Origin of the sequence: Leptospira semungkisensis (genome assembly GCF_004770055.1) — a bacterium.
GTDB lineage: Bacteria > Spirochaetota > Leptospiria > Leptospirales > Leptospiraceae > Leptospira_B > Leptospira_B semungkisensis.
Window position 1 is genome coordinate 372,410 of sequence record NZ_RQEP01000005.1, and the last position, 25,221, is coordinate 397,630.

Consider the following 25,221-nt stretch of genomic DNA (forward strand, 5'->3'; position numbering starts at 1 on the left):
AAATTCACGATCTGTATTTATTACCGTTTTTCCAGCTCGAAGGCTTCTGCGAGAAGCTCGTAAGAACGAAGCCTATCCTTAAAATCATAAGTAATCGTAGAGACCACGACCTCGTCTATTTCATATTCTTCGGTCATCTCTAGAATTCTATTTTTTACTACCTCGGGTGTTCCCGCAATCATTCTTCCACGATTATGAAGAAGACGCACCCTCTCATAATCTGAATAGACGTAAGGCTTTACCTCTTCATACGAAAGAATTCCTTCGCTAACCCCTTTTTCAATATTGAGAAGCTGTCTGTCCATGATCGCTTGCATTTCGTCTGCTTTTTCCTTGGTTTCAGCGCAGAGTACAAAAATACCTACGCTTGCCTTCGGCTCTGATAATGCTTCCGAAGGCTGGAATCTGTCTTTGTATGCTTTGATGCTCCCATATCCTCCGGTTGGATTGATAAACTGAGCGAAGGACAATGCCATTCCGAAATGAGCAGCAATGAGTGCGCTTTCTCCACTGGAAGTTAGAACCCACATTTCAGGAACAGTTTCACAAACAGGGATGGCTTTGACCTTGGATTGAATAGAATCCGGCTCGGCATTATCCGTTAAAAAATCCTTGAGATCAATCAGTTGTTGCACAAAATCATTTTGAACAAAACTATTAGAAGGATTTAATATAGCTGCAGTTAGCCTATCTCCTCCAGGAGCTCTACCTAATCCTAAATCGATCCTACCAGGAAACAAGGTCTCTAACATTCTGAAATTTTCTGCTACTTTGAGAGAACTATGATTTGGAAGCATGATCCCACCGGAACCTACTCGAATCCCTTTAGTCTCTCCCGCTAAATGAGAAATCAAAACTTCAGGAGAAGATCCGGCAAGTCCCAAGATATTATGATGTTCTGAAACCCAGTATCGAGTGTAACCCAAACGATCCGTGAGCTTTGCGAGTTCTATGGTCTCCTGAACTGCTTGGAAAGCAGTTCCTCCTTTTCGGATCGGAGATTGGTCTAAAACGCTAAGTTGGACCATACTTTAAAATGCAGACTTCACAACACCGCCATCCACTCGGATAGCAGCCCCATTTGTTGCGGAAGACAAAGGAGAAGAAAGATAAGTCACTATATTCGCAACTTCTTCTACCGAGGCGAATCTTTGTAGCAGAGATGTAGGGCGTGCATTCTTAAAGAATTCCTTTTCTATCACATCCGTACTCGTTTTTTGCTGTTTGGCAAGGTCCTCTAAAAATCCTTCTACTCCTTCGGAACGAGTAGGACCTGGAAGAACAGAATTCACGGTTACATTTGTTCCCTTAGTAAGCTCCGCTAAACCTCTGCTCAAGGATATCTGAGCGCTTTTAGTGACTCCATAGTGGATCATTTCGCTCGGGATCTGCAAACCGGACTCGCTGGAAATGAATAAGATCCTTCCCCAATTCTTTTTCAGCATAGAGGGAAGATAGGCCTTTGACAATCTGACTCCGCTCAGAACATTCACCTCGAAGAAACGAAACCAATCCTCGTCAGGGATCTCGGTAAAATCTTTGGGTTCGAAGATTCCTACATTATTTATAAGAATATCTACATTAGGAAACTTTGATACGATTGAAGATATTTCCTCTTTTTTAGAGAAGTCGGCTTCTACTCCTAAAAGAGAGGCATTCGGAACCTCTTTCTTTATATGAGAAATTGCTTCGTCCACTCTTGCCTTGGTCCTTCCATTGACTATGACCTGGGCGCCTTCTCTCGCTAGACCGATTGCAATGGCGAGTCCTATTCCGGCGGTTGAACCGGTTACTAAAGCTGTTTTATTTTTTAATTGTGTATCCACTCAGATTTTATCCTGCTTCTTAGACTGCAACCGACTGAATTTCAGATTGTATAAAATGATAAAGGCACATATTCTTCCAAGCATGGTGCTTACTTCTCAAATCGAAACTCCTTTAGGCATCCTACTCGCCGGAGCGGTATCAGAAGGGATCTGTCTTTTGGAGTTCACCGAAAAAGAGAGAATTGAAATGCAATTAGCAAGGTTAGAAAAAGCCTTCGATTGCAAGATCATTCCTGGGGAAAGTCCCTTCTTCTCCGTATTAGAACTCCAACTAAAAGAATATTTCGAGGGAAAAAGAAAAGAGTTCACACTTCCACTTGTCATCCAAGGTTCCGAGTTTCAAGAAAAAGTTTGGAACGCTTTACTCACAGTTCCTTACGGAAAGATAAACTCATACGAGTCCCAGGCAATCTTTGTAGGTGATATAAAATCGATACGAGCCGTTGCAAAAGCAAACGGGGAAAATCGGATTGCAATACTTGTGCCTTGCCATAGGATTATCGGCAAGAACGGAAGTCTTACCGGTTACGGAGGAGGACTCTGGAGAAAACAATTTCTATTAGATCTGGAAAGAAGGAATTCGGACGCGCCTACCTTACCCTTCTTCCAAGATGAATAACAGAGCGAATACTTCCTGGAAAAGTAACTCCCTCAAAAGGAGACCAGCCACTCTTGCTCTTAATATCTTCTTTTTTGAATGTAGTTGGAGCATTGAAATCGAGCACGGTAAAGCTTGCGCAGTACCCTTCTTCGATCCTTCCGAAACCGTTTCCATATTCTTTGGGCAAGAACTCTCTTACAAAACTTCCGGGATTCTCAGAACAGATCTCCGCAATCTTCTCCAAAGAAACTCCCGCCGATTTATGCAGCCAAGTCACGAATAAAGCGTAGGTATCTAACTGAGAAATTCCAGAAGTCCCTTTTAACTTTTCTTCTATAGAATGAGGAGCATGATCCGTTGCCAAGTAATCGATCCAACCGTCCTTTACCCCTTGCAACAATGCGCTTTTATCTTCCGGCCCGCGAAGAGGAGGATTCATTTGAAACCAATGACGATTCGAATCGTTCAACATGGAGCGATCAAAATACAAATGAGTAGGAGTTGCCTCGCAAGTGACCTTTACTCCTCTCTTTCGAGCGGCTATGATCTTTTGCAGCCCCTCTTCGGTAGAATAATGGCAAAGCTTACCGATCAGTTCGTACTTCTCTATTAAATAAAGAGCAAAATCGGTAGCTAAGGTTTCTGCAATGGCAGGCCTGCGATCCTCATGATATTTTGCCTCCTGATTCTGCTCCAGAATTTCTGGATCCTCGCAATGAAAACTAACGTTGCAGCCTTTGTAATGACGGATCGTATTCTCCAATTGCTCGTTGGAATAAAAAAACAATTCACCGATAGAAGGTCCCATAAACGCCTTGTATGGAACGTGAGAATGCAATGGCTTCGTATTCGGACCGATACCTGCATACAATGTGATCCGAATGGGAGAATGATCCGCAAGTTCTCTCTTCTTTGCGTAAGTCGTATCGTCTGTGGGAGGAATAGGATTATTCGGCATGTCCGCAATATGGATCACCCCTCCATTGATTGCGGCGAGTCCGGCAGATTGAAAATCTTCTTTGTATTTATGTTTACCCGATTCGTCTTCTCGGGCGTGCACATGAATATCGCCGAAGCCGGCAAAGATAGTATCTGTTTGAGGATCAAATGCCAACTCATCCGACTTGGGATCTTGGATTAGTACATTCTTATGTACTGAAGTGATCAAACCTGTATTCGGATCCAGTTCAATCGTCGCAGTATAAGAACTTTTAGAGTCTTGAAATCTTCCCGATATTCTTCGGATTGTCGAAGCCATATCGACCAAACTCCCCTATGCGCCTTTTTTTTCTATCGCATTCAGAAGTTTCGTAACAGCAGGAGAAGCTCCCTGTTCTCTTCTGATCTCGATTGCAAGAGCCTGAGCTTCTACAAAGCGATTTGCATGGTAATACATTTCTGCCAAATGAAGTCTATTCTGAGTATGTTGAGGAAGCATGGAGCGAACCTCTTCTGCCAATCGAATGGCCTCATGTAAATCTCCGATCTTCTTAGCGCAATACGAAAGAATGAAAAGCATTTCGGGATCCTTTACGACTCCCATAGATCTCAACTCTTGCGCGGCCAAATACGCTGTCTTATAATCTCGAATCTTCAGTCCTAGTTTTAAGATCAATTTGGATCGAATCGGATGAGGCTCTGTTTGGTTCTGTAGATCGACCAACATTCTTCTCAACTCTTGCGGAGAGTTGGTGTATTTCAATTTGTTGGCGATCTCTTTCCAGGAAGCACGAGGACCGTTTCTGGAATCCAGATCCGTTGTATGCCAAGACTCCGAATCTGAACCGGAGCGAATAGAATGGATCATCCGATTGAATTGATCGGCAAGACTTCCTATCTCGTCCCAGGCCTCAGGATGAAGCTCTCTTTGCAAATCTCCTTCTGTCGCGAGCTCCAGACCGGAATATAATCTTTCCAACGGATGCAATAAGAAAAAGGAGAAGAAAGCGTTTGCAGCAATAGAAAACAAGAGCAAGCAAAGTAAGAATGCAAGAAGTGGCTTTTTCAAAAGTCCAGTCTCGAAGGTAAGATATTCTCCATAAGGGATCCCGATCTCCTTTGCCTGAGTCTTTCCTGGAGATTTATGCATTATGGAATAATAATATTCTCCGGAAGCCAAGCCTACAATTCTTCTGAACCTCGGCTCGCCGTCCGGCTGTAATTCCCTCATTTGCTCCAGAACTAAGGAACGCAATGCCTCTCCTTCTGCAGACGAGTTCTTAACCGACTCGGATAGGATCCTCATGAATTGGGCCAGTTTTTCGTCTTTGCCTTCCGAATTCAAAACATCTAAGATCCAAGCTCGGATCCCTTTTTCAGGTAGACTACGTATCTTCTTTCGAACCTTCTCCAGGCTTTTGGAAAAGTCCATTAAGTTTTCCGAATATTTATCCGAGCTTTTCCAAGATTCAGCAACCTTAGAGTAAGCCGGATACTCCTTTGAGATCGCGGACGGATTTTCCCAAATAAAGGAGAGTATTAACTCTCTTCTGGATTCAGTAAATAGAGAAGGCTCCAAACCTCCCGATGCAGAAAGAACGAATCCGTCATTATTCTGAGCAGTTAAAGAATACGAATCGGAAGAAAGGTCCTGAGCCTTCAACCTTTCTCTTACTGTATCCCCGAAAGAATCCAATCCAGGTTGCAAGAAGAGCCAACTGCTTCCTTGAAAAACAAATAATAGTAGTAATACGATCCCGAGTAGAATAGGAGATCTTAAACTGAAAGCTTCTCCGGAGGCTCTTAAATGGATCAGCCAAGCCAAGAATAAAGCGATCAAGAAGATAGGATTCCAAAAAGAAAGAGCCACTGCCCTATCGATCGGAAATGCGATCTCTTTGAAATGATACAAGATCGTTGTTCCTAAAAGAAGAAGAAAAGGCACCCAAACGGAGAGAGCCATCAATCGAACATCCAATCTATGCGCTTCGAAACTTCTCCAAACTCCGAAGATCAATATAGAGAATAAATAAACGATCGCAATCCAAGCGATGATCTTCTCATCCGTTTTGCGAACAACGTCGAATACTCCACCTGAAAAATCATAAACCGGTTTAGTGAAGATGGTTCCTACGATATGCAGGATCAAAATAGCTAATGCTAAAAAATAGCCCGCTCCTAAAAGGATCCGTCCAGTACGAACCGTCGCCTGAGGATTGAGCAAAAAGAAATAAATGCTCAGATGCGAAAAGATCAGAAATGCAGATGGAAGAGACACCCATCTATGCAAAAATGAAAGAGGATGATAGACGGAAGTCCCGATCAAAAAGGAGAATTGCAAGAGAGCGCAATATAAAAACACCCAGCCAAGATGCTGAGTCGTTTCGAGCTTTTCTCTTCTATACAAAAGAAAAAAAGCACATAGTCCGGAGAGAATGAATCCGGTAAGATAGCTAACGCTAGCGAAGGTCAATACAGCCATTCTATTCTCCGGGACGGGCCTTGGTTCGATCTATTTCTTCGTTTCCGAACTATGTCGGAAACGATTGCTTAGAAATCAAATCGGGAAGTTTTTTCGTCCCGATTTTAGGGAATCTTAGTTTGGGAGGAAAGTCTTATTTCACGCAGATCGCAGCGAATTTATTGGAAGTGTCGCTGGAACCGTATTCTCCGGTGCTCAGATTGACTGTGGTGTAATTTCCCTTATCGCCTGGACTAGTTGACCAGTATACACCGATCGATTTGAGTTTCTTATCCGCTCTCTTAGAAAAGCTTTTCAACTCTTCCTTGTCCGGAAGTCTTTTGCGTCGAGTAGAACAATATTTAACTGCGTCTTCCCAAGTGACTGCGTCTCCTGCAGACTCGTCCCAACCATGCTTTCCGTAAACGGGAGTTTTATCTAAATATTCACGAACGATAAAATATCCAAAGAACAAGATCAATGCGACTGCGATGAATCCGATGATCTTAACCCAAGCGGAAGACCCTCCACTCGGCTGAGAAGACTTCATCGGCAACTCTTTCATAGTTTCGGAGATCTTAGAGGCGACTGTTTGCTGCTGGTGTCTAGTAGAACGACCGTGATCCGGTCTCTTCTTATGTTGTTGCTGGCCTCGGTTTCCCCCTTGGTGTTTGTGGGAAGGATCTTGTTTTTTCCCGGCAGATTTGCGAGGGGGCTTACGACGATTCGCCATAAAGAGGTTATCCTTTCAATCGATGGATTTGAGCGGCAATCATAACAAAGCCGTCTCGACGGACTTCTTAAGACCGTCTTCAAATAGATTCCTACCAAGAGGAGGCCATTTAGTAAAGAAAAATCCATACCAACAAAAGGAAAGCCCGAGTACATTCGGAAAAAGGTCGAATGTTTCGAGTATGCAAGAAAGGATTGTCCCAGAATGCAAACGATTCGGATCGGATTAATAGGCGCAGGCACCGTTGGTACTGGAGTTTTAAAAATTCTTTCGGAGGAATCTACCAGATTCGAAAAAGAATTCGGCTTATCCGTTCAAGTACATACGATTTGCACGCGAACTCCTTCTAAGATTTCTTCCCTTTTAAAGAACTATCCCAAAGCAAAAATAACGGAAGATTACAAAGCAGTGGTAGGAAACCCCGAGATAGACCTGGTCTTGGAGTTGGTAGGAGGCACTACAATCTCCGAAGAGATCGTACTGGAAGCCCTTAAATCCAAACAAACTGTAATCACTGCAAACAAGGCTCTCCTCTCCGAAAAAGGAGAAGGTATTTATAGAGCCGCAGAAGAGAATTCTACCGAGATCGGATTCGAAGCAGCTGTGGGAGGTTCCATTCCAATCATTCGAGCGATCCGAAACTGCCTAGCAGGAGATAGAATTTTAGGACTTTACGGTATTCTAAATGGCACTACTAACTTCATTCTTTCCAAGATGGAAACGGAAGGTTTGGATTACAAAGAGGCATTGGCTCTCGCTCAAGAGAAGGGCTTTGCCGAGGCGGATCCAAGCTTCGATGTCGAAGGCATAGATACCGCTCACAAAATCAGTATACTCGGGTCCTTGGCCTTCGGGGAGAAAATTCCTTTACAGAGCATTGCAATCGAGGGAATAACAAAGATTACGCGATTGGATATCGCCTTTGCCTCCGAACTAGGATACAGGATCAAGTTATTAGGACTCGTCCGAAAACTGGACGGAAAGGTAGAGGCAAGAGTGCAACCCGTGATGATCCCCAAACATCATGCATTTGCAAGTGTGATGAATGAAACAAACGCAGTGTATTACAAGACAGCGTTTGCAGGTCCGGGTTTGATTGTAGGAAAAGGAGCGGGAGCTCTTCCTACTGCATCTGCAGTGGTTTCTGATTTGATCTTTTACGGACTCAGAAGAGGCAAAAATCTTCCGGGAGAAAAGAACAGATTCCCAAAGGCATCCATATCGGAAGCGAACCAAACAGAAGCGAGATATTATCTCAGATTTAATACCTTGGATCAACCCGGTGTTTTGGCCGAAATCGCAAAAGATTTAGGAACGAACGGAGTTTCTATTTCTTCTGTACGGCAAAATGAATCCGAAAACGAACCGGTAGAAGTAGTGGTGGTCACTCATCCGTGTGTGGAAGCCTCTATTTCAGCCTCCTTAGGCAGGATAGACGCGTTAGAGGTGGTTTTAGAACCTTCTGTCGCAATCCGGCTTGAAGATAAGCTATAAAGATGTGCGAACTTCCGTTTACCATCAGTTTGCATGAAGGTTTCGGAGATTCTCATTTGGATTTATTTTTGGATATTGACGGGATTTCTCGTCTAATCACCTTCGGAACAGTCGCCTCTAATTGGCCTCTGCTCCAAAACGGTACCTCCATTCCGTTCCAAAGAAAGAAGGATCACAGAAGAGATTATCTGGATTTGGAAGGTGAGATAGAGGGAAAAGGTAGATTAAGAATCCTTTTTCGCGGAAGCGCAAAGGCTTATTCTATACCGGAAAACGTCTCCGGCTGGACGGAACTGACCGCGTCCATAAAAGATGGAACACTGACGCTATAGCTCGGACTGGAATACAATGGCAAAAACGGAATTCGAAGGCCTGTTCATAGAAACAAGTAAAACATCGGTGGGAGACAAGGACCTCTTAGTCGTCACCATGAACGGGAAAGTAACGAACACGAACGCTTTCGAGATCTCCAGAAAGATCAATTTCGTTTTCGACGAAGGGATTTACGAGATCATCCTGGATCTATCTTCTTTAGAATATATCAATAGTGTGGGAGTTGCCACCTTACTTACTTTGATCAAAACGGTGGATCAGCATAACGGAAAGATCGTTATCGGTGGCTTGAACCATTTCTTAGAGAATGTGATCCGATTGATGGAGCTCCCTAAAAAAGTGGCCATCTATCATACTTTAGAAGAAGCAAAAGCGGTTTTCAAATAACCCTTAAGACAATTGTCCTTCTTTCAAATTTATATTCAGATAATCTAAAATTTGAGATGCGATCACTTCTTTAGAAGCGGGGCCCATTTCTTTTCGAGAGCCTTCTCTTCCATAAACAATTACGCTGGTATCTAAGTCCCCAAATCCTTTCGAGTCCTTGCCTACGTAATTTCCTACGATAAAGTCCAAATTCTTTCTCTGCAGTTTTCCTGTAGCATTCTGATCCAGAAGATGAGTCTCCGCAGAGAATCCCACTCTCAGTATATGTTTCAAATTTTGAGAAACCACTTTCTCATTCACCGAAAGGAGAATATCCGGATTCTTTACCAACTCAATGGTAAGAGTATCGCTCCCTTCTTCTTTTTTTATCTTGGAATCATTCGAGTTCTTAGGACGAAAATCTGCAGGAGCCGCTGCCATGATCAAAATAGAAGAAGATTGGATTTCCTTTAAGACAGCGTCCTTCATTTCTTCAGTAGTTTCGACCTTTACTACTCTTGCACCTTTTGGATTGGAATACTGGGCTTCTGTCAATCCTCTCACATAAACCACTTCGATCCCAAGGCTAGTCGCCTTCTCCGCGAGACAAAAGCCCATCTTTCCAGAAGAAGCGTTGGAAATAAAGCGTACAGGATCGATCCATTCTCTAGTAGGACCTGAGCTTATTATAATTTTTGAATATTTATCCAAGGGAAACGATCTTATTTAGAGGATTTGTTATAGTACTCTATGATCTTCTTTTGCATTACAGGAACGTCGGCGAGTTTACCGTAGCCTTCATCCCCGCAAACCACCACTCCTTCCTGCGGATCCAGAATAATGACGCCGTCTTCTTTCAAACGGGCCAGATTTCTCTGAGTACTAGGATGGGTGAACATATTCGGATTCATTGCTGGAGCCACTAACACCGGACACTTCGCAGCAAGGTAGGTAGAAGTTACAAGATCGTCTGCGATCCCGTTTGCCATTTTCGCAATAATGTTTGCAGTTGCGGGAACAACAGCAATTACAGCGGCCCGATTTCGAGCGTCTATATGCGCCATTCCGTGCTCATATTCGTCTACCTGGACCTTTTTGCCGGTTAGAGCCTCGAATGTAATAGGACCGATAAACTTTGTGGCATGTTCCGTCATGATCACGGAGACAGGATATCCGTCTTTGACTAGATTACGAACCAACTCGCAAGCGCGAAACGCTGCGATGCTACCGCTGACTGCGATTAGAATATCCTTCTTTTCCATTCTTACAAAGTACGAGTTGTCGAAAGGATTTACAACTTAAATCGCAAAGGAAGAAGGTCTGGAAAGTCGAGTAAAGCGAACAGTCATGATCTTATTTCCGTCCATTTTCTCTACGGTAAGAATACCTTCAGGGATCTTGACCTCTGTTCCTTCTTTCGGAATATCTTCCAACTTATCCAAAATGAAACCTGCGATAGTACGAATATCGTTCAATTCTTCATCTTGGATTCCGGTTAGGATCTCCTTAAGTTCATCCAACTCGGTTTCACCATCTATATCAAAAGCATCCGGAGAATGAGAAGGCACTGGATCCGTTTCATGATCGTCGGTCTCATCCCTGATCTGACCAAAAACTTCTTCGACTATATCTTCCATAGTCAAAAGCCCGGAAACACCGCCGTACTCGTCTATGACGATAGCCATGTGTTGCTTGGCAGTCCTAAGTTTTTGTAGGATCTTTTCTATAGACATTCCCTCGGGAACAACGATAGGAGGTTGCATAATAGAAGTCACCTTGGACTTCTTATTTCTCTTGGATTCGGAAAGCCAGGCGAGAAATGCCTGAACATGTATAATACCGACGATATTATCCGTTGTTCCTTCGTAGACAGGATAACGAGAGAAGTGATGCTCAGCGATGACAGAAAGCACTCCATCCATAGTTGTATCAGCAGGGATCCCAACTATGCTCAAACGATGAGTCATCACATCCTTAGCAAGATGCTCGGAAAACTGGAATGTATTTTGGATGATCTGGAATTCTTCCTGATCTATATTCCCTTGTTTATTCTGTTCCTGGATTAAGATCATCAATTCTTCGGGAGAATGAATGATCCTATGCGAATCTTCCTTGAAACCGATTCGCCTCAATAGGAACGAAGTCATTCCATTCAAGAAAAATGTAATCGGAAAGAATAGATAATAAAAAAAGAATATAGGAACACTTGTGACCAACGCAAGAGTTTCGGTCTTTTGGATCGCTACCGTCTTAGGAAGAAGTTCTCCCAAGAGTATATGCAAGAAAGTAATGAGAGCAAAAGAAATCGCGACTGCTACACCATGCGCAGTCACATCCGAATCAGGATACCCTGCGTAATGAAAGATAGGAAGGATCCAACTAGAAAGGTAACCTTCTCCCACCCAACCAAGCAACAGACTTGCGATGGTAATCCCCACCTGGCATACGGAAAGCATGTCGTTTAACATTGTCGCAGCTTTCTTGGTGATCACTGCCAAAGGTCGATTGTCTCGAATCATTTCCTCCAAACGAGAAGGTCGGATCGAGACCAATGCGAATTCTGCGGACACGAAGAATCCATTGGCAAAGATAAGGAGAAGAATAACAAAAAATCCAATCACGTCCATTAACGACTAGATCTTCCGAAATTCAGATTTAGGTTGGTGACTAGTTCGAAAGAGTAAAACAAGGCGGGAGAAAAATCTATATGGTCCGGAATTATCCGGCCTCTACTGTCGGGGTCCATCTTATGTAAATGATACCATCCATGAAAAACCATGCGTTGTCGAGTGTTTTGGCGCCGAAAAACTTGAAAAATTCGTAACTCTTTTGCACAAGAAATGCACGGTTACTCGGCGTTTCGGACCATCTTAAGGACTCTGGAATTCAAATTAGGATCCCCGTTTTCAGTCGAGAGTCGTTCCAGTAAATTTATGTCGGATTCTGAATCTGAATTCCAAGATTTAACGTAGTAGAGACGAGACGTTCCCGTGCTTAGCCAAAATCTGGCCCAATCCAGAAAATCCTCCGACTTATCTCCCCAACCGGATCCACTCAGACTATCTTTGGTAAAAACAATCCTATCAGGAAGATTCCTAAAATCCAATCTCCTCTTCATTTTACGAAAAGCGAAACTATCCGGCCCGCAAGACCATTCGTAATCTCTGAGTCCATTCGGAGACTTGGCAGACACCTTAATATTCCATAGCAAAAGAGAGGACCTCGCTTGAAGCACCTTTACGCCATCATAATATTGTAAAGGGATGGATTGCCAACTCAAACGGCCTTCGCCTTCCGGTGAATTCTTAGGAAAAAGATTCTCGCAAGAAGGAGCATAGATCTTTTTAGCAACGTCAGCTTCTTCTCTCTTATCAAATCTCCTGAACAATTTGATCTCAGATTCTGGAAATTCCTTCTTCAGATAGTCCGCAGCCTCAACTCCGGACGAGTTCAGATAAATCTGAACCTTATCTTTTTTGGAAAAAGAATCCATTGCTGATTTGATCGCGAACTGAGCTGTATAACTTGTTGCGTTATCCGTATTCAATTCTTTGAATTCAAGCTCGGCAGAATCTCCATCCTTTTGGAATAAGAAGACCCGTTTATCTTTTACAAAAAGTGCGATCAAGGGTTGGCTGATCTTTTTAAAATTCACATTGGAGATGGGATCCAATTCTTCTCGAATGCGAGCGGCTTCTTTTGCTCTTATTTCCGACCAAGAAGAAGTCCATGGCTCTCTTCCTGGAGGATAAAATCCTTTGTATTTGAGAGATCTTATGTGACTTCTCACGATTCCTAATTCGATAGGAGAATCCTCTTCTTGCAATTCAAGGTTCTCTTCATTATGAACCAAAAAGGAAAGAAGATCCTGGTTATATCCGTGTCTGGAATAGAAATCGATCGCAACATTCTCTAGGTTTTTTGTCCCGAAAGAAGGAGGTAGATAATTCTTGATCTCATACACCTTATCATCCGGATAACCTGCTGCAGAAATCCGAATCGCTTGATCTAGAAAGGATTTTACTCCTCTTAAGTTCGTAGATTCCTTATGAGAAAGAAAAAGCCCGCTCAAGCGGATCCATTCTTCCCGATACGAAGGATCTTCCTTTAAGATACCTGCCGCTTTGGTAAATTCTATGATTGCTTTTCTTAAGTTATTCGTCTTGAGCTGGAGAAAACCGTGAAGAAGTGTCGCCGAATATTCCACCCTTCTCCATCCCTTACTTTGCGCAAGAAAGCTCAGGTCCATGGCAAGCTTTGCAGCAACTTCAGGTTCATCCTCGGAAAGTATCTGTATGATCCTAAGCCTTGTAGATAGATCGTCTTCGGATAAATTCTTAGGAGTGCTGACGGACTGCAAAGCATCTACTGCCTTATGAGAATTCTTAGATCTCCAAACTGCGATCGACACCAAGTCTCTTGCACTGTTAATCGAAATCGATTCTCCCAATAAAGGATGCAATATTCTCGCAGACCAATGCAAGAAGTCCAAATTCAAATAATAGTCCAGAGCGCGAGAGGCATCTCCTTGCAAATAAGCGAGAGTACCCAACTTCAGATAGAGAGAATTCTTATAAGAAGTAGTAATCTCTCCTTGGCGATCTATAATATATTTTAAGACCTTCTCCGCTGCGTTTGCATCTCCATCTATGAGATAGTAATAAGCAAGCTTCTCATAGGAATAGGGCACCAACCTACCACCCAAATTCTCCGAAACTATCCCGATCTTGGAAAACTGGATTGCATCTCTTGCAAAGCCGAGCTCCGCCAAATAATCGGAGATCCCAGGTAGGAAATGAGAAAGAAAAGGCAGATGTTTCAACTCCTTTTCTTCCGGATCGGAAACCCCAGGAAAAGGTGAAAGGATCCTTTGGAGATTCGTGTATTCTCTTTCATGACTCGAATCCCCAGGCTTCATGTCCGCAAGATATCCGCCTAAACGAAGCATTCTGCAAAGAGAATAATACGGTTTTTTAACAGAGCATTTTACCTTCTCGGAAGGTTTCTTATAAAGAAGAACGTTACGCGTTGATTTGATCAGATCCGCTTGGTAGACGTCGTTTGCTGGAGCAGTCCAAGATTTAAGGCCGGCTTCTCCTTTTCCCTTCTTCGAAAAATAAATATCCTCGAAATATTGCAGAATAACTTCTGCAAAGCTTAGTTCCTTATCCTTTCGGATGATACTCATCAGATTTGAAAATTTTCCCGTATCCTTGTTCAATAGAAGATATTCGCCGGCAAGGATCGCAAATTCGGATCTTTGGGCAGAGTTTAAGCCTTCGGGAAAGGAATTAAAATCGGTTTCCTTATGAACGACGGATTGGCCTTCGATCAAAAGAGAGAAGTTGCCGGGAGTTCCGGTCCATCCGTAATCGTTCTTGCTTTGTGCCGATAACGACTGGCAGAAAGAACATAAAGAAATTAATAAAAAAGGAATATATTTAATAAAAAGACGAGACTCGTCTAGTTTACGAATATTTAAAATTGCGTTTTGCAAGGGAATCGATTTCGTTCTTGGATCGGCTTAAAGACCTTCGCGTTTCAAGTCCCTGCCCATCAAATCTCTAACAACGTCCTTCGGATTCTTATGTTCGTAAAGCATTTTATACACCTCGGTCGTTATAGCCATTTCAATGTTCAGTTTTTGGGATAACTCAAAACCACTTTTTGCAGTTTTGACACCTTCTGCGACTTCGGTCATTCCACCCAAAATAGAATCCAGGCTTTCTCCTTTGCCCAGTCTGAATCCTACCGTACGATTTCTAGATGCTTCTCCGCAGCAAGTTAGGATCAGATCCCCCATTCCCGAAGGTCCCAAAAAAGTAAGAGGGTCTGCACCCAATTTAACTCCCAGTCTGGAGATCTCGGTTAATCCTCTGGTAATCAATGCGGCCCTTGTGTTTTGACCGAAACCCAATCCGTCTGCGACTCCGGCAGCAATTGCGATCACATTCTTTAAAGAACCGCCTACTTCTACTCCGACCACATCGGGTGTCCAGTATGTCCTAAAATAAGTGAAACTGAAAATTTCCTGAACCTTTCTAGCGGTTGCCTCGTTCTTGGAAGCGATACTGACAATAGTAGGAACTCTTTTTACTAGTTCTTTTGCAAAACTAGGTCCTGATAAGTAAGAAAGTCCGCTATGAAATTTTCCGGGAAGCTCCGCTTCGAATATTTCGGAAACCAAACGTAGACTTCCGTTCTCGATTCCCTTACTTGCGGAAACGATAGGAGCCTTTTCAGGTAAATAGGATTTAATTTCTCTTAAAATATCGGTGATCGCATGAGAAGGAGGAGCAGAAACGATCATCTGCATGTCCTTGACTGCCTCTTCTAAACGAAGAGTGCCTTTTAAGTTTTTAGGAAGATCGATCCCAGGAAGATATTTTTCATTTCGATGGGCCTCGTTTATCTCTCGGATCAAGTCCCCGTTCCTTCCCCAGATGGTGACATCATAACCCTTGTCTGCGAGCAAGACTCCGAGTGAGGTGCCGAAACTTCCGGATCCGATAACGCCGATTTGCATGGATAATCCTTTCCCTTTACCTAAGGAACGATGATCCTCATCGGGAATGCTCGGAACGGCAAGAAAAAAAAGTCGGATGATCAATGTTCACTTCCTTCTAAATTTGAAAGAAAATAGAAATGAGGTTTACCGACCGAATCCGAAAGGTTAACTTTGTTCTTCCATGCTCGATTTGCGCAAACTCTCGGGATTCAATCTTCTGGATTTTCTGACCGGAAAAAGTTTCCAAGAAGAAAGAGGCTTAAAGAGCAATTACCGGATCGCAGTTCTTCTCCATTCTTTGAATAAGGTCCTACAAAAGAAGGTGGTAGAGGGCACTGAGGATTTGGAATCCCTCGAGATGGATTCCGGAAGAGGGGTCCTTTATCTTTCCGGTCATTATTGTATCAAGGGACTGACCTGGTCCAAACTCCTAAGAACCGATTATATTAAGTACAAGCTTTCCCTTCTCCCAGTGCAAGTGAATGGGAATAGGGTCGTCTTTAGAGTGGAAGCGTTTCGTCTTTACGATTATAATCCAAGGTCGGTGGACCCGATCCGTATTTTTTCTAAAGTTTTTAAATTTCACCGCAGACTAATTCTAGAAGAGATCGTCGAAGAAATCCCGGAGATCCTTTCCCTTACTGATGTGGGGAATGAGATCCAAGTAGATCTGAATTATTTTTTAGCGGAGATCCCGGAAGTAGCCGGAAAGGTTTCTGTTCAGAAAGTAATTCCGGAGAAAGGGAACGTTTTTCTTTTCGTTCGATCAAACACGATCCTAAAACCTTTACTGGATTTTTTTGGACCGGATTATTTGAGAGTCGAGCCAATTTCGGAAAACGAGGATAGTATGCTGATGCTCTGGAGGGACTAGAAAGATTGGACATTCTTGCGCCTTTTTTCAGAATCAGTAATGAGAACGGTCGAACGACATCAGTCGTTTAATGTAATATTAGGATAGGTTCAAATGAGGATTGTTTACCTCACCGATATCCACGACGGACTAAGAGGATTGAAGGAAGTCCTACTAGGAACCGATTGCGACTTGTACCTCTTCTCCGGCGACATTATCTATAAAGCCTTTTTCAATCCAGAACGCATCATCGAATTCGTAACTCTCCAAGAAGAAATGTATCGATTCATGGAGAACATGAAGGAAGAAATTAACGCGTATGATTATGCGACAAGAGCAGTCCGCTTTCCTGAAAAATACCAACCCGCAGTAGTCGAAAAATCCCACGATTACAGAAGACTCTTCCATCAAGCCGCAAAGACGATGAAGGAAAAGTACGAACTCATAGAGATCATTATCCAAAAATACGCCAAGGCTCCTGTTTGGTTATTGCCAGGTAACTACGATATCGACCTACAATATTCCGCTTTGTATGAAAGGGATCTGCATCGTAAAATATTCGAGTTCGGAGGATTGAAATTCGCCGGATACGGAGGAGCTCCCGTGATCACTTCGGGAATTCCTGAAAAGCTCGCAGTGAAATTCCACGAGTACAATCGTAACGGAAAGAATTACAGCGAACCGGAGGATTTTTTTAAAGAGGAGAATCCCGACATAGTTGTGATCCATAATCCTGCTTATGGCTTCTTAGATAAGATCCCAAGTTTCGGAAATGTAGGATCTCAAGGGATCAGAAGATATCTAGACGATTATTCTCCTTCTCTCGTAGTTTCCGGTCATGTGCATGAAGACCAAGGCATTATTAAAAAGGGAAAAACCGTATTTTTGAATCCTTCTAATTTCGGGCCTGTGGATTCAGTTTTCGGATTCCAACCCGGAGGCTTCTTCTCCGAGATAGAAATAGAAAACAATCTTGTAAAAAAAGTAAAACTGAATAGACTATCGGATCACTCAATTCGCCATCTCTTAGAGGTCGATTGTTCCGGAGACAAGTTAGAGCTTGTCAGCACGAGCAATGACTCCGAAGTTTCGGCGGAAGATTTTATTCGATAGTAGTATGACTCTTCCAAAGCTTAGATCGAATTCTCATATCATCAAATTCGTTGGTCTAAAGAAATTCTTTAGATCTCACGAGACTCATGTCTCCAGAGAGAGGATAGAGGATTTCAAAAAATTCAGCAAGCTCATCAATTACGAAGGAGACGAGGTTGCCTTCGATATACTAGGCTCCTTGAATTTCGGACAAGCAACCCACGATTCTGATACTGACATTGTCATGTATACTCGATGTGAGGAAGGAAAAATGGGAGAATGCGGGTTAGAAAACTGCTATAAGATCTCCCTCTTTAAGCATATGTTCTTGAATCTGGTCACCTTCGAGCACAACTCCCAGGCATACAAATTAGAGATCGTAGATAGCATCAATCTCAACCAATTAGAAAGAGATATCAAAGAAAAGAACGGAGAATCCCCCATACTGATCCGATTTTGTTTTTACAGATCCATCTGTAGAGGAGTGAATCGAAGGCTGCTTCATAAATACGAGAATATGATCGCAGAGAATCTTCCTCTTTGGGAAAAGATCTCGGACTCTCTAGAAGAATGTTTCGAAGGAATTATCAAATCTTCTCAGCACACTTACTCTTTCCATAAATATGCGGGAAGACTTGCAGACAAAGGAATCCGTTTGCCCGGTTCTATGGCGGAGAAGATCAAGGACTATCTAGAACAATGATCACCTTTCTTACCTTAGTCGCAGCATTGGGAGCTGCTGCACTCTTCTTCCATGTTTTATATTCGGTGGATACCAAGAGATTGGATAAAAAGGAATCCAAGAAGCCGAAGGACAAAAACTACGGAGACCCTAGAAAAGTCTATGGAGGAAATTGGGATCCGAATTTGCCAAGGCCAAGGCTTTGTCCGGTATGCGGTCGCTTCTTGGAGAAACAGGAATATCTATATGCAGTACTTTTTGAGCCCGCAACTCCGGGAGCAAAACGACAGGCCAGGATTTATGGTTGCCGTTATTGTTACTTAGGATTGGATGATTCGAGTTCGGCTCCGGAAGGAATGTTTCAAAATTCCCCCGCACCGAAACCGGTCCAGGATGAAGAACTCGGTCTCTGAAAAAAAGAATCTAAGCTTACATAGTTCTATCGCTGTTCTAAAAGGCGTTGGCCCCAAGAAACAAGAAGTCTTGGAGTCCGTGGGAATCAAGACTCTTCAGGATCTCTTGAGTTGGTTTCCGCGTCGTTACTTGGATCGAAATCTCACCGAAAACATTCTTCTAAAGCAAGGTGAGTCAGTAACTCTGATCGTAGAAGTCATAGATTCCTATCTGGCTCACGGAAAAAAATCCAGGCTCGTTGTCTCTGCCAAAACAAAGAACAACGAACCGATCAGTTTAGTTTTCTTTAAAGGAATTCAATTTTTCCGCAGAATATTTCAATCCGGGATACTTGTCGCAGTCACCGGAAAACTGGAATATTTCAGAGGATTCCAACTCATTCATCCGGATTACGAAGTCCTCTCGCAAGGCGGGAATTCGGACATTTCAGAAGAAGATCTACCGGAAAGCATTCATACGGGACGGATCATTCCCCTCTATCCTACTACGGAAGCGATGAGGGATGAGCATATCAATTCTCGAGAGTTAAGAAAGCTGATCCACTATGCATTGGGAACTTTAGAAGGTAAGATACCGGAGATCCTTCCCCAAGAAGTGTTGAAAAAAAGAAGTTTAATGGATCGTTATAACGCCTATGTGGAGATCCATTTTCCGAAAGAAGACGAGAATTTAGGCAGAGCAAGAACAAGGTTCAAATACGAAGAATTATATTATTTTAATCTTCTCATCGAATACAAAAAGTCGCAGAGAGCCAAGGTTCCCAGAATACTTTGGCCCTTGCCCGAATCCAAGATCGCAAAGAATTTGATTTCGAATCTTCCCTTTGAACTTACAAATGATCAGAAGGAAAGCATCGCAAAAATAAACGAATGGACCAAATCGGATACGCCTGCGGCAATCCTTTTGCAAGGAGACGTCGGTTCCGGTAAAACTTTAGTCGCACTATTGACCGCTCTTCGTTATACGGAGAATCATGTTCAAGTTTGCATGGTTGCTCCTACGGAAATCCTCGCCAGACAACATTATCAAACTATAATGAACTTCTTAGGAAATATGCCTTTTCTCGGAATAGAACTTTTAGTGGGGAAAGAACCTAAAAAGAACCGAGCAGAAAAAATATTTCGGATCAAAACGGGAGAATCCTTATTTATCATAGGAACTCATAGCGTATTCCAGGAAGATGTAGAGTTCAAAGACCTAGGACTTGTAATCATAGACGAGCAGCATAAATTCGGAGTAGAACAAAGGGAAACTCTCAGATCCAAAGGAAAAAATCCGGATATCCTTGCCATGACTGCAACTCCCATCCCGAGAACACTTTGTCTTACTTTGTATGGAGATTTAGAACTAGTCACATTAAAGAATAGACCAGCAGGAAGAATTCCGATCAAGACACTTTGGTTTACCGAAGATAGAAGAGCAGGAGTCTATAAATCCATCCAGAAATACGTGACCCAAGGCAGACAATGTTATATTGTCTACCCTTTGGTAGAAGAGTCCGAAAAATCGGATCTTAAGTCCTGTATAGAAGCCTATGAAACTCTTAGAAAAGATATCTTTCCTGAGTTCAAAGTAGGATTGCTACACGGCAAAATGGACACGTCTGAAAAAGACAGAGTGATGAAATTATTCCAGCAAAACGAGATCCAGATTTTAGTGAGCACCACTGTAATCGAGGTAGGCGTGGATGTTCCTAACGCTTCTGTCATGGTTATAGAACATTCGGACCGTTTCGGGATTTCTCAACTCCATCAGTTAAGAGGCCGAGTGGGACGAGGAATCCATGAGAGTTTTTGTATCCTCATTTCCGATGCAAAGATCACAGAAGAGGCGAGATACAGGATCCAGGCATTAGTAGACTCCAACGATGGATTCTTTCTCTCCGAGGCGGATCTAAAATTAAGAGGTCCAGGAGAACTCTTAGGAGTCAGACAAAGCGGACTCCCAGATTTCAAGATTGCAGATCTTAGAGAAGACAGGGATTGGATCGAAATCTCCAGAGAAGATGCAGAGAAATTCGGAAATCTAGGCGATCTAGAAAAATCAGAGATCGCTCAAAGATTCTCGGAAGGCGCACTTCTATTCTCTAACTAAAAAGAAAAAGCCTCTGACCTGCCGAATAATGGCAGACCAAAGGCTTCATATTCCTTAATTAAATTAGGATTAGTAAATATAAGGAATGATAGTCGCTCTAGGCTGCAAATTGCAGCTATAACCGCCTAAGTCCACAGTTAATAAGTTAAAGATGAGCGCGTTGTTTGCACAAGCGTCCACATCCGATTTGGTATAGTATTTGTCATTCTCCACTTTCGCAAGTTGCGGAGCGAGAATAGAAAGTACTGAGAAGCCGGTTGTAGCGGATCCTATGACAGCGCTAGTAAGAATAATGTTCTTAGCTTCCGTTCCACTCACTGTATCCGGATAAGATAAGCCTACCTTATCAAACAGAACACAATTTAACATCAGAGTCAGGGGCAGAAGAAGAGTGATGATTTTTTTCATCTAGGGTTCTCCCTATTTGTTTTTTACAAAAAATTTCCAATTGAAGGCTAAGTTCAATCTAATTTCGAATAGAATGCAATCCAAATTCGGAGTTTTTAGGATCTCGATACCAAAGATATAAACGGATAAAATCAGATGCCTCTCTTTAAGTATAAGGGCGAAAATCCCTTTTCCAAGAATCGCTTAGAAAGAATATGGAAAAATGCCGTCCAAAGTCCTCTTAGTCTTTTTGTTTTTTTATCTAGCGACCGATTCTATTTTCTCTCAATCCAACGAAGAAACATACCAAGGAGTGCCTAACCTTTCTTATCTAATGGGAGATTTTCCAAAAGAGAAAGCATTGGTTCTTTATTCCAATCCGGGAGATCCAAGACAATTCTTCCTGCGCCAAGAAACTAAGGCTGCTTTTTTAAAGTTGAAAGAAGAATATAAAAAGGCCCATCCGGAAGAGAGACAGGCTCCATTTATAGTGTCCGCGTATCGTTCTTATTCCGACCAAAAATCCATCTGGGAAGACAAATATTCCGGCAAGAAGAAGATGAGAGAGCCTGTTACAGGCAAAACTCCGAATCAAATCGTCTCTTTGATCCTAGAATTTTCCAGTGCTCCAGGCACTTCTCGCCATCATTGGGGAACTGACATAGACATTAATGCATTAGAAAATTCTTATTTTGAGAAGGGTGGAAAAGGAGAAGTCTTCTATAATTGGATGAAGGAGAACGCTCATAAATTCGGCTTTTGCCAGCCATATACTCCCAAACAGGATCGAGGAAATAAGGGTTACAATGAGGAGAAATGGCACTGGTCCTACGCTCCTCTCTCCAACAGATTTCAAAAAGATTGGGTAAATACTTATAAAAACGGACAGCTCAAACTTTCCGGTAAGTTCCAAGGCTCCGAAGTCCTGGGAAATCTTCCTTTAGAATATGTGACTTCGATCAATCCAGATTGCGAAAAGATCAAATAAAAAAGACCGGATCCTTATCTCAAGAAATCCGGTCTTATTAGCTAAAGTATTTTAGAATCCTATAATACTCTGGAGTGGCGATTATCTATGATTCATCACTCCTCTATCGCTGTTCTTGAAGAAGTTGATAATGTCCAAAACTTCCTTAGGATTATTGGATTGTTTTTCCAATTCTTCTAAAGCCGTTCTGTAATTCATTCCAGAGTGATAGATAGTCTTATATGCGTTCTTGATCGCGGTACGGAGTTCAGGTGAAAATCCTGCCCTTTTTAATCCCACAGTATTCAGTCCGATGATAGTGCATGGATTTCCGTCTGCAGTCGCATACGGTGGAACGTCTTGGACTACTTTAGAACAACCTGCGATCATCGCGTAATCACCAACAAAACAAAATTGGTGAACAGCGACCAAACCGGAGATAAACGCTTTGTTTCCAACAGTCACGTGTCCGGCAAGCACCAGTCCGTGAGTTAAAATATTGTCGTCGCCCAGAATGCAATCGTGACCTACGTGAGCATTCCCCATAACATAATTCCTGTTTCCGATGACGGTGGGAGAATCTACTTTCGTTCCTCTATGAATATTGGAATATTCCTTAAACGTATTATTATCGCCGATGATAGTTTTACTTGCAGTGTTCGGATCGAATCCTAAGTCCTGAGGCCCTACACCAATCACGGCTCCGTGATGAACTTTGTTAAATTTGCCGAATCGAGTTCCTGCGAAAATTCTCGCTCCTGTCTCGATCACTGTTCCCTCGCCGATTACCACATCCTTTTCTATGATGGAATATGCTCCCACTTCGACGGATTCGTGCAATTCTGCTTTAGAATCGACTATGGCTGTTGGGTGAATTTTCATTAAGTTTCGCCTCTTAAATCTTCGATAATACGAAAATCGACGTGGATTTTTTATTCAAGCTAGAAATAATTGGGGTCGGTAATCGATCCGAAATCTGGTCGAATTTTCCTATGCGAAGTCTGTTTGCCAAACGCGGTTCGGAAAGGAGAGAAATATGCTGATAGATTGGTCTCGTTTAGATTCACTCAAACAAGGTGATGACGAAGAAGACAGAATTTGGCTCGAAGACATGGTTCGCTCTCTTCGCAAGAACATGAACAGTCGTTTAGACAATATTAAGACTTTTGCAACAGAAGGAAAGACCAGCGAATTGCAAGCTGAACTCCATCAGACTAAAGGAGTCGCCGCTAACTTCGGATTGGCAGGCATGCAAAAAACTGTAACGGAAGCAGAATCGAATTTGAAGGCGGGAAACTTAGACGCGACGGTTAAACTTTGCGAAGAACTTCCAAGTCTTTGGGAGCAGACCAAAAAGGAACTGGCTCCCAAATTTCCGGATTAAAATTTCTTCTTAGATCCGAGTTACCATAAAGGGAAAGATCACTTCTTCCCTTTACGCTCCAAAAAATAAGAATCCACTTTATCAGTGATCGGCTTAATCTTTTCCTCATACGTAAGGATCGCTTCTACAGTCTTATCGTAGAGAGACATCAATAAAGCCTGAGCTGCATCGCACATCTGCTCCTTACGGAATCCTTCCTCATGCAAGGTCTCAGTGATCGATCCGTCAGGATTGAAAGGAAGAGAAGCCAAAAGATTCGAAACTACGATCTTATCGTCTCCCGCAACATGGCTAGGATCAAAGATTACAGGAAGAATCGTTTGGTTCTTAGCGTGAGTGATCACGTTCAAATCAGGAGTGTTACGGCAATATCCTTCTTTAATGAAGAGAGTTTTCACTCCTCTTTCGCAAAGAACTATATTCAAATTTCCTTGATTAGCAATGTATTCTGCAGCAGAAAACCATTCGATCGCTTCGTTCCCGAAACCTCTTTTCAGGATCACAGGTTTTCCTGTGCGTCCAACCGCTTCTAATAATTCGAAGTCTTGAGCGTTACGAGTTCCGATCTGGATCATATCCGCGTGCTTAGAAACTTCTTCTGCCATGGTATGATCCATGACTTCAGTTACATAAGGAAGACCGGTTTCTTCTTTTACTCGATCGAGTAATTTAATTCCGTCCCAGCCCATTCCTCTCCAATCGGTTGGACGAGTTCTAGGTTTGAATGCTCCGCCTCGAAAGATAATACGATCTAGGATCCCATATTTCTTTCCAAGCTCCACTGCTTGCTTTGCGATAGTAATGGTTTGCTCGTAGGTCTGAGGAGAATCAGGACCGACTACGAAGATATGTTTTCCTGTTCCGAATTTACGGACCAAGCCGTCTTGGCCGGGAACCTCTACAATGCGATTCTCTCTATGAACGACTTCTCCGTTCTTTCCGGCAGCGGTACGTGCGATATTTTTATAAGGAAGGGATACGTTCCAAATTCTAGTCACGCCTGGAAGTTCTTTCACGTAACCTTCTTTGTCGGAGATCTTACGAGTATCTCCTATGAAATGAATCGTGTCCGAGACTACGGCTCCGCGAATAATTTCGGTCGCGTTTCCGCATTCGGTGGCGAGAGCCTTTATTTTTGCTTCGGTTTCCGGGTATCCTTTCTCGAGTTCTACTATGTCCACGTAGCCGCTTTCTCCTCTCTTTCGAAGATTTTCGAATCAGGATCGATTCTCTCTCCAACCTTTCGGTTACACACGGAACGTCAAGAAATCCGCAAGAAAAGAGATTTAATGAGAATGTTCCGGGCCAGGAAAACTTCCGTTTCTCACTTCCTGAATATAATTTTTGACTGCGTTCGAGACTTCTTCGTATCCATTCATGTAAGTTTTTAAGAACTTAGGACGAAAGCCCTTATTCAATCCCAGAAAATCGTAAATTACTAGAACTTGTCCGTCAGTATAAGCTCCTGCACCTATCCCGATTGTCGGAATTGGGACCGAAGCGGAGATCTCCTTTGATAAAGCAGAAGGCATTAATTCAAAAACCAGGGAGAAGGCGCCCGCGTCCGAGATTCCCTTGGCTTCGCTTAGCAAACGGGACTTATCTTCTTCTGCTTTACCTTGGATCTTATGACCGCCAAGAACATTCACCGACTGAGGAGTGAGACCTATATGTCCCATTACGGGAATCCCGATCCTTTCCAACTTATAAATAAGTTCTAGAATTTCAGGACCTCCTCCTTCGAATTTCACTGCGTCGCATCCGCTTTCCTTCATGACCTTTCCGGCAGAGCGAATTCCTTCCTCGAGAGAAACTTGGTAGGATAAAAAAGGAAGATCCACAGTGATGAAAGTATCGGGCGCCCCTCTACGGACTGCCTTCGCATGGTAGATCATCTCGTCCAAAGTGACCGGTAAAGTGGTGGATTGTCCTTGGAAGACGACTCCGAGAGTGTCTCCTACCAAAATGCAATCTACTCCAGAATCTTCGAGGATCCGAGCCATCATGAAGTCGTAGCAAGTAAGGACCGAGATCTTCTTCTCAAAAGGTTTTTTTCCTTTCGGGAATATTTTACTTACGTCTCTCAT

The 25,221-nt window shown here is 42.8% G+C and carries 25 protein-coding genes; 11 read left to right on the top strand and 14 right to left on the bottom strand.

What is annotated here, in order from left to right:
* Positions 1-20: 20 nt before the first annotated feature.
* On the bottom strand, positions 21-1,028 hold the full coding sequence (locus EHO59_RS01820; RefSeq protein WP_135584181.1) for an LLM class flavin-dependent oxidoreductase: 1,008 nt from the start codon (positions 1,026-1,028) through the stop codon (positions 21-23).
* Between the two features lie 3 nt (positions 1,029-1,031).
* Positions 1,032-1,826: an SDR family NAD(P)-dependent oxidoreductase gene (locus tag EHO59_RS01825; protein WP_135584183.1), complete on the bottom strand. Its 795-nt coding sequence runs from the start codon at positions 1,824-1,826 to the stop codon at positions 1,032-1,034.
* Positions 1,827-1,881: 55 nt separating this feature from the next.
* Here EHO59_RS01825 and EHO59_RS01830 point away from each other — a divergent pair, with 55 nt between their 5' ends.
* The gene (locus tag EHO59_RS01830) at positions 1,882-2,445 is read left to right on the top strand and encodes a methylated-DNA--[protein]-cysteine S-methyltransferase (protein ID WP_246052600.1); all 564 of its coding nucleotides are present in this window, start codon (positions 1,882-1,884) and stop codon (positions 2,443-2,445) included.
* Here EHO59_RS01830 and EHO59_RS01835 read toward each other — a convergent pair.
* The 3 genes from EHO59_RS01835 to EHO59_RS01845 all read right to left on the bottom strand — a co-directional run bounded on the left by EHO59_RS01835 (position 2,417) and on the right by EHO59_RS01845 (position 6,560).
* Positions 2,417-3,685, bottom strand: coding sequence for an amidohydrolase family protein (locus tag EHO59_RS01835; protein WP_135584185.1), 1,269 nt, complete (start codon positions 3,683-3,685; stop codon positions 2,417-2,419). The two genes, EHO59_RS01830 and EHO59_RS01835, sit on opposite strands and share 29 nt — an antisense overlap.
* 15 nt (positions 3,686-3,700) lie before the next feature.
* Positions 3,701-5,848, bottom strand: coding sequence for a tetratricopeptide repeat protein (locus EHO59_RS01840; protein WP_135584187.1), 2,148 nt, complete (start codon positions 5,846-5,848; stop codon positions 3,701-3,703).
* Between the two features lie 133 nt (positions 5,849-5,981).
* The gene (locus EHO59_RS01845; RefSeq protein ID WP_135584189.1) at positions 5,982-6,560 is read right to left on the bottom strand and encodes an LIC_10572 family protein; all 579 of its coding nucleotides are present in this window, start codon (positions 6,558-6,560) and stop codon (positions 5,982-5,984) included.
* A gap of 204 nt (positions 6,561-6,764) precedes the next feature.
* Here EHO59_RS01845 and EHO59_RS01850 point away from each other — a divergent pair, with 204 nt between their 5' ends.
* The 3 genes from EHO59_RS01850 to EHO59_RS01860 are packed head-to-tail and all read left to right on the top strand — an operon-like array spanning position 6,765 to position 8,774.
* Complete coding sequence (locus tag EHO59_RS01850; RefSeq protein ID WP_135584191.1) at positions 6,765-8,054, top strand: homoserine dehydrogenase; 1,290 nt, start codon at positions 6,765-6,767, stop codon at positions 8,052-8,054.
* 2 nt (positions 8,055-8,056) lie between these two features.
* A complete protein-coding gene (locus EHO59_RS01855) occupies positions 8,057-8,386 on the top strand; it encodes a hypothetical protein (RefSeq protein ID WP_135584193.1) in 330 nt (109 codons plus the stop codon).
* Between the two features lie 16 nt (positions 8,387-8,402).
* Complete coding sequence (locus tag EHO59_RS01860) at positions 8,403-8,774, top strand: STAS domain-containing protein (RefSeq protein WP_135584195.1); 372 nt, start codon at positions 8,403-8,405, stop codon at positions 8,772-8,774.
* A 3-nt stretch (positions 8,775-8,777) separates the two neighbouring features.
* On the opposite strand, the gene EHO59_RS01865 is transcribed toward EHO59_RS01860, so the two are convergent.
* The 5 genes from EHO59_RS01865 to EHO59_RS01885 all read right to left on the bottom strand — a co-directional run bounded on the left by EHO59_RS01865 (position 8,778) and on the right by EHO59_RS01885 (position 15,279).
* Positions 8,778-9,464, bottom strand: coding sequence for a phosphopantothenoylcysteine decarboxylase domain-containing protein (locus EHO59_RS01865; RefSeq protein ID WP_135584197.1), 687 nt, complete (start codon positions 9,462-9,464; stop codon positions 8,778-8,780).
* A gap of 11 nt (positions 9,465-9,475) precedes the next feature.
* Complete coding sequence (locus EHO59_RS01870) at positions 9,476-10,015, bottom strand: phosphopantothenoylcysteine decarboxylase (RefSeq protein ID WP_135584199.1); 540 nt, start codon at positions 10,013-10,015, stop codon at positions 9,476-9,478.
* A gap of 36 nt (positions 10,016-10,051) precedes the next feature.
* Entirely contained in the window at positions 10,052-11,380 is a 1,329-nt protein-coding gene (locus tag EHO59_RS01875) for a hemolysin family protein (protein ID WP_135584201.1), read from the bottom strand.
* A 221-nt stretch (positions 11,381-11,601) separates the two neighbouring features.
* Positions 11,602-14,250 carry a tetratricopeptide repeat protein gene (locus EHO59_RS01880; protein ID WP_135584203.1) on the bottom strand — a complete coding sequence of 883 codons (2,649 nt, stop codon included), beginning with the start codon at positions 14,248-14,250 and terminating at the stop codon, positions 11,602-11,604.
* A gap of 27 nt (positions 14,251-14,277) precedes the next feature.
* Positions 14,278-15,279, bottom strand: coding sequence for an NAD(P)H-dependent glycerol-3-phosphate dehydrogenase (locus tag EHO59_RS01885; protein ID WP_135584205.1), 1,002 nt, complete (start codon positions 15,277-15,279; stop codon positions 14,278-14,280).
* A gap of 163 nt (positions 15,280-15,442) precedes the next feature.
* Here EHO59_RS01885 and EHO59_RS01890 point away from each other — a divergent pair, with 163 nt between their 5' ends.
* From EHO59_RS01890 to recG, 5 genes are all read left to right on the top strand, one after another.
* Entirely contained in the window at positions 15,443-16,135 is a 693-nt protein-coding gene (locus EHO59_RS01890) for a hypothetical protein (protein WP_135584207.1), read from the top strand.
* 93 nt (positions 16,136-16,228) lie between these two features.
* Positions 16,229-17,227, top strand: a complete 999-nt coding sequence (locus EHO59_RS01895) for a metallophosphoesterase family protein (RefSeq protein WP_135584209.1) — start codon at positions 16,229-16,231, stop codon at positions 17,225-17,227.
* A 4-nt stretch (positions 17,228-17,231) separates the two neighbouring features.
* Entirely contained in the window at positions 17,232-17,909 is a 678-nt protein-coding gene (locus EHO59_RS01900; protein WP_135584211.1) for a hypothetical protein, read from the top strand.
* The gene (locus EHO59_RS01905; RefSeq protein ID WP_135584213.1) at positions 17,906-18,301 is read left to right on the top strand and encodes a hypothetical protein; all 396 of its coding nucleotides are present in this window, start codon (positions 17,906-17,908) and stop codon (positions 18,299-18,301) included. Before EHO59_RS01900 ends, EHO59_RS01905 begins: the two co-directional genes overlap by 4 nt.
* Positions 18,282-20,396: an ATP-dependent DNA helicase RecG gene (gene recG / locus EHO59_RS01910; RefSeq protein WP_135584215.1), complete on the top strand. Its 2,115-nt coding sequence runs from the start codon at positions 18,282-18,284 to the stop codon at positions 20,394-20,396. Before EHO59_RS01905 ends, recG begins: the two co-directional genes overlap by 20 nt.
* A 69-nt stretch (positions 20,397-20,465) precedes the next feature.
* Here the strand turns inward: recG and EHO59_RS01915 are convergent, their stop codons facing one another.
* Positions 20,466-20,804 carry a TIGR04452 family lipoprotein gene (locus EHO59_RS01915; protein ID WP_135584217.1) on the bottom strand — a complete coding sequence of 113 codons (339 nt, stop codon included), beginning with the start codon at positions 20,802-20,804 and terminating at the stop codon, positions 20,466-20,468.
* Between the two features lie 202 nt (positions 20,805-21,006).
* Here EHO59_RS01915 and EHO59_RS01920 point away from each other — a divergent pair, with 202 nt between their 5' ends.
* A complete protein-coding gene (locus tag EHO59_RS01920; protein WP_135584219.1) occupies positions 21,007-21,771 on the top strand; it encodes a M15 family metallopeptidase in 765 nt (254 codons plus the stop codon).
* An 81-nt stretch (positions 21,772-21,852) separates the two neighbouring features.
* Here EHO59_RS01920 and lpxA read toward each other — a convergent pair whose 3' ends face one another.
* Positions 21,853-22,632: an acyl-ACP--UDP-N-acetylglucosamine O-acyltransferase gene (gene lpxA / locus EHO59_RS01925; protein WP_135584221.1), complete on the bottom strand. Its 780-nt coding sequence runs from the start codon at positions 22,630-22,632 to the stop codon at positions 21,853-21,855.
* Positions 22,633-22,786: 154 nt separating this feature from the next.
* Here lpxA and EHO59_RS01930 point away from each other — a divergent pair, with 154 nt between their 5' ends.
* Positions 22,787-23,134 (top strand): Hpt domain-containing protein, encoded by a 348-nt coding sequence (locus EHO59_RS01930; RefSeq protein WP_135584222.1) that lies wholly within the window; start codon positions 22,787-22,789, stop codon positions 23,132-23,134.
* A gap of 38 nt (positions 23,135-23,172) precedes the next feature.
* Here the strand turns inward: EHO59_RS01930 and EHO59_RS01935 are convergent, their stop codons facing one another.
* Together EHO59_RS01935 and panB are read right to left on the bottom strand one after the other, a co-directional pair.
* Entirely contained in the window at positions 23,173-24,315 is a 1,143-nt protein-coding gene (locus tag EHO59_RS01935) for an N-acetylneuraminate synthase family protein (RefSeq protein ID WP_135584224.1), read from the bottom strand.
* Between the two features lie 105 nt (positions 24,316-24,420).
* Positions 24,421-25,221, bottom strand: a complete 801-nt coding sequence (gene panB / locus EHO59_RS01940) for a 3-methyl-2-oxobutanoate hydroxymethyltransferase (RefSeq protein ID WP_135584226.1) — start codon at positions 25,219-25,221, stop codon at positions 24,421-24,423.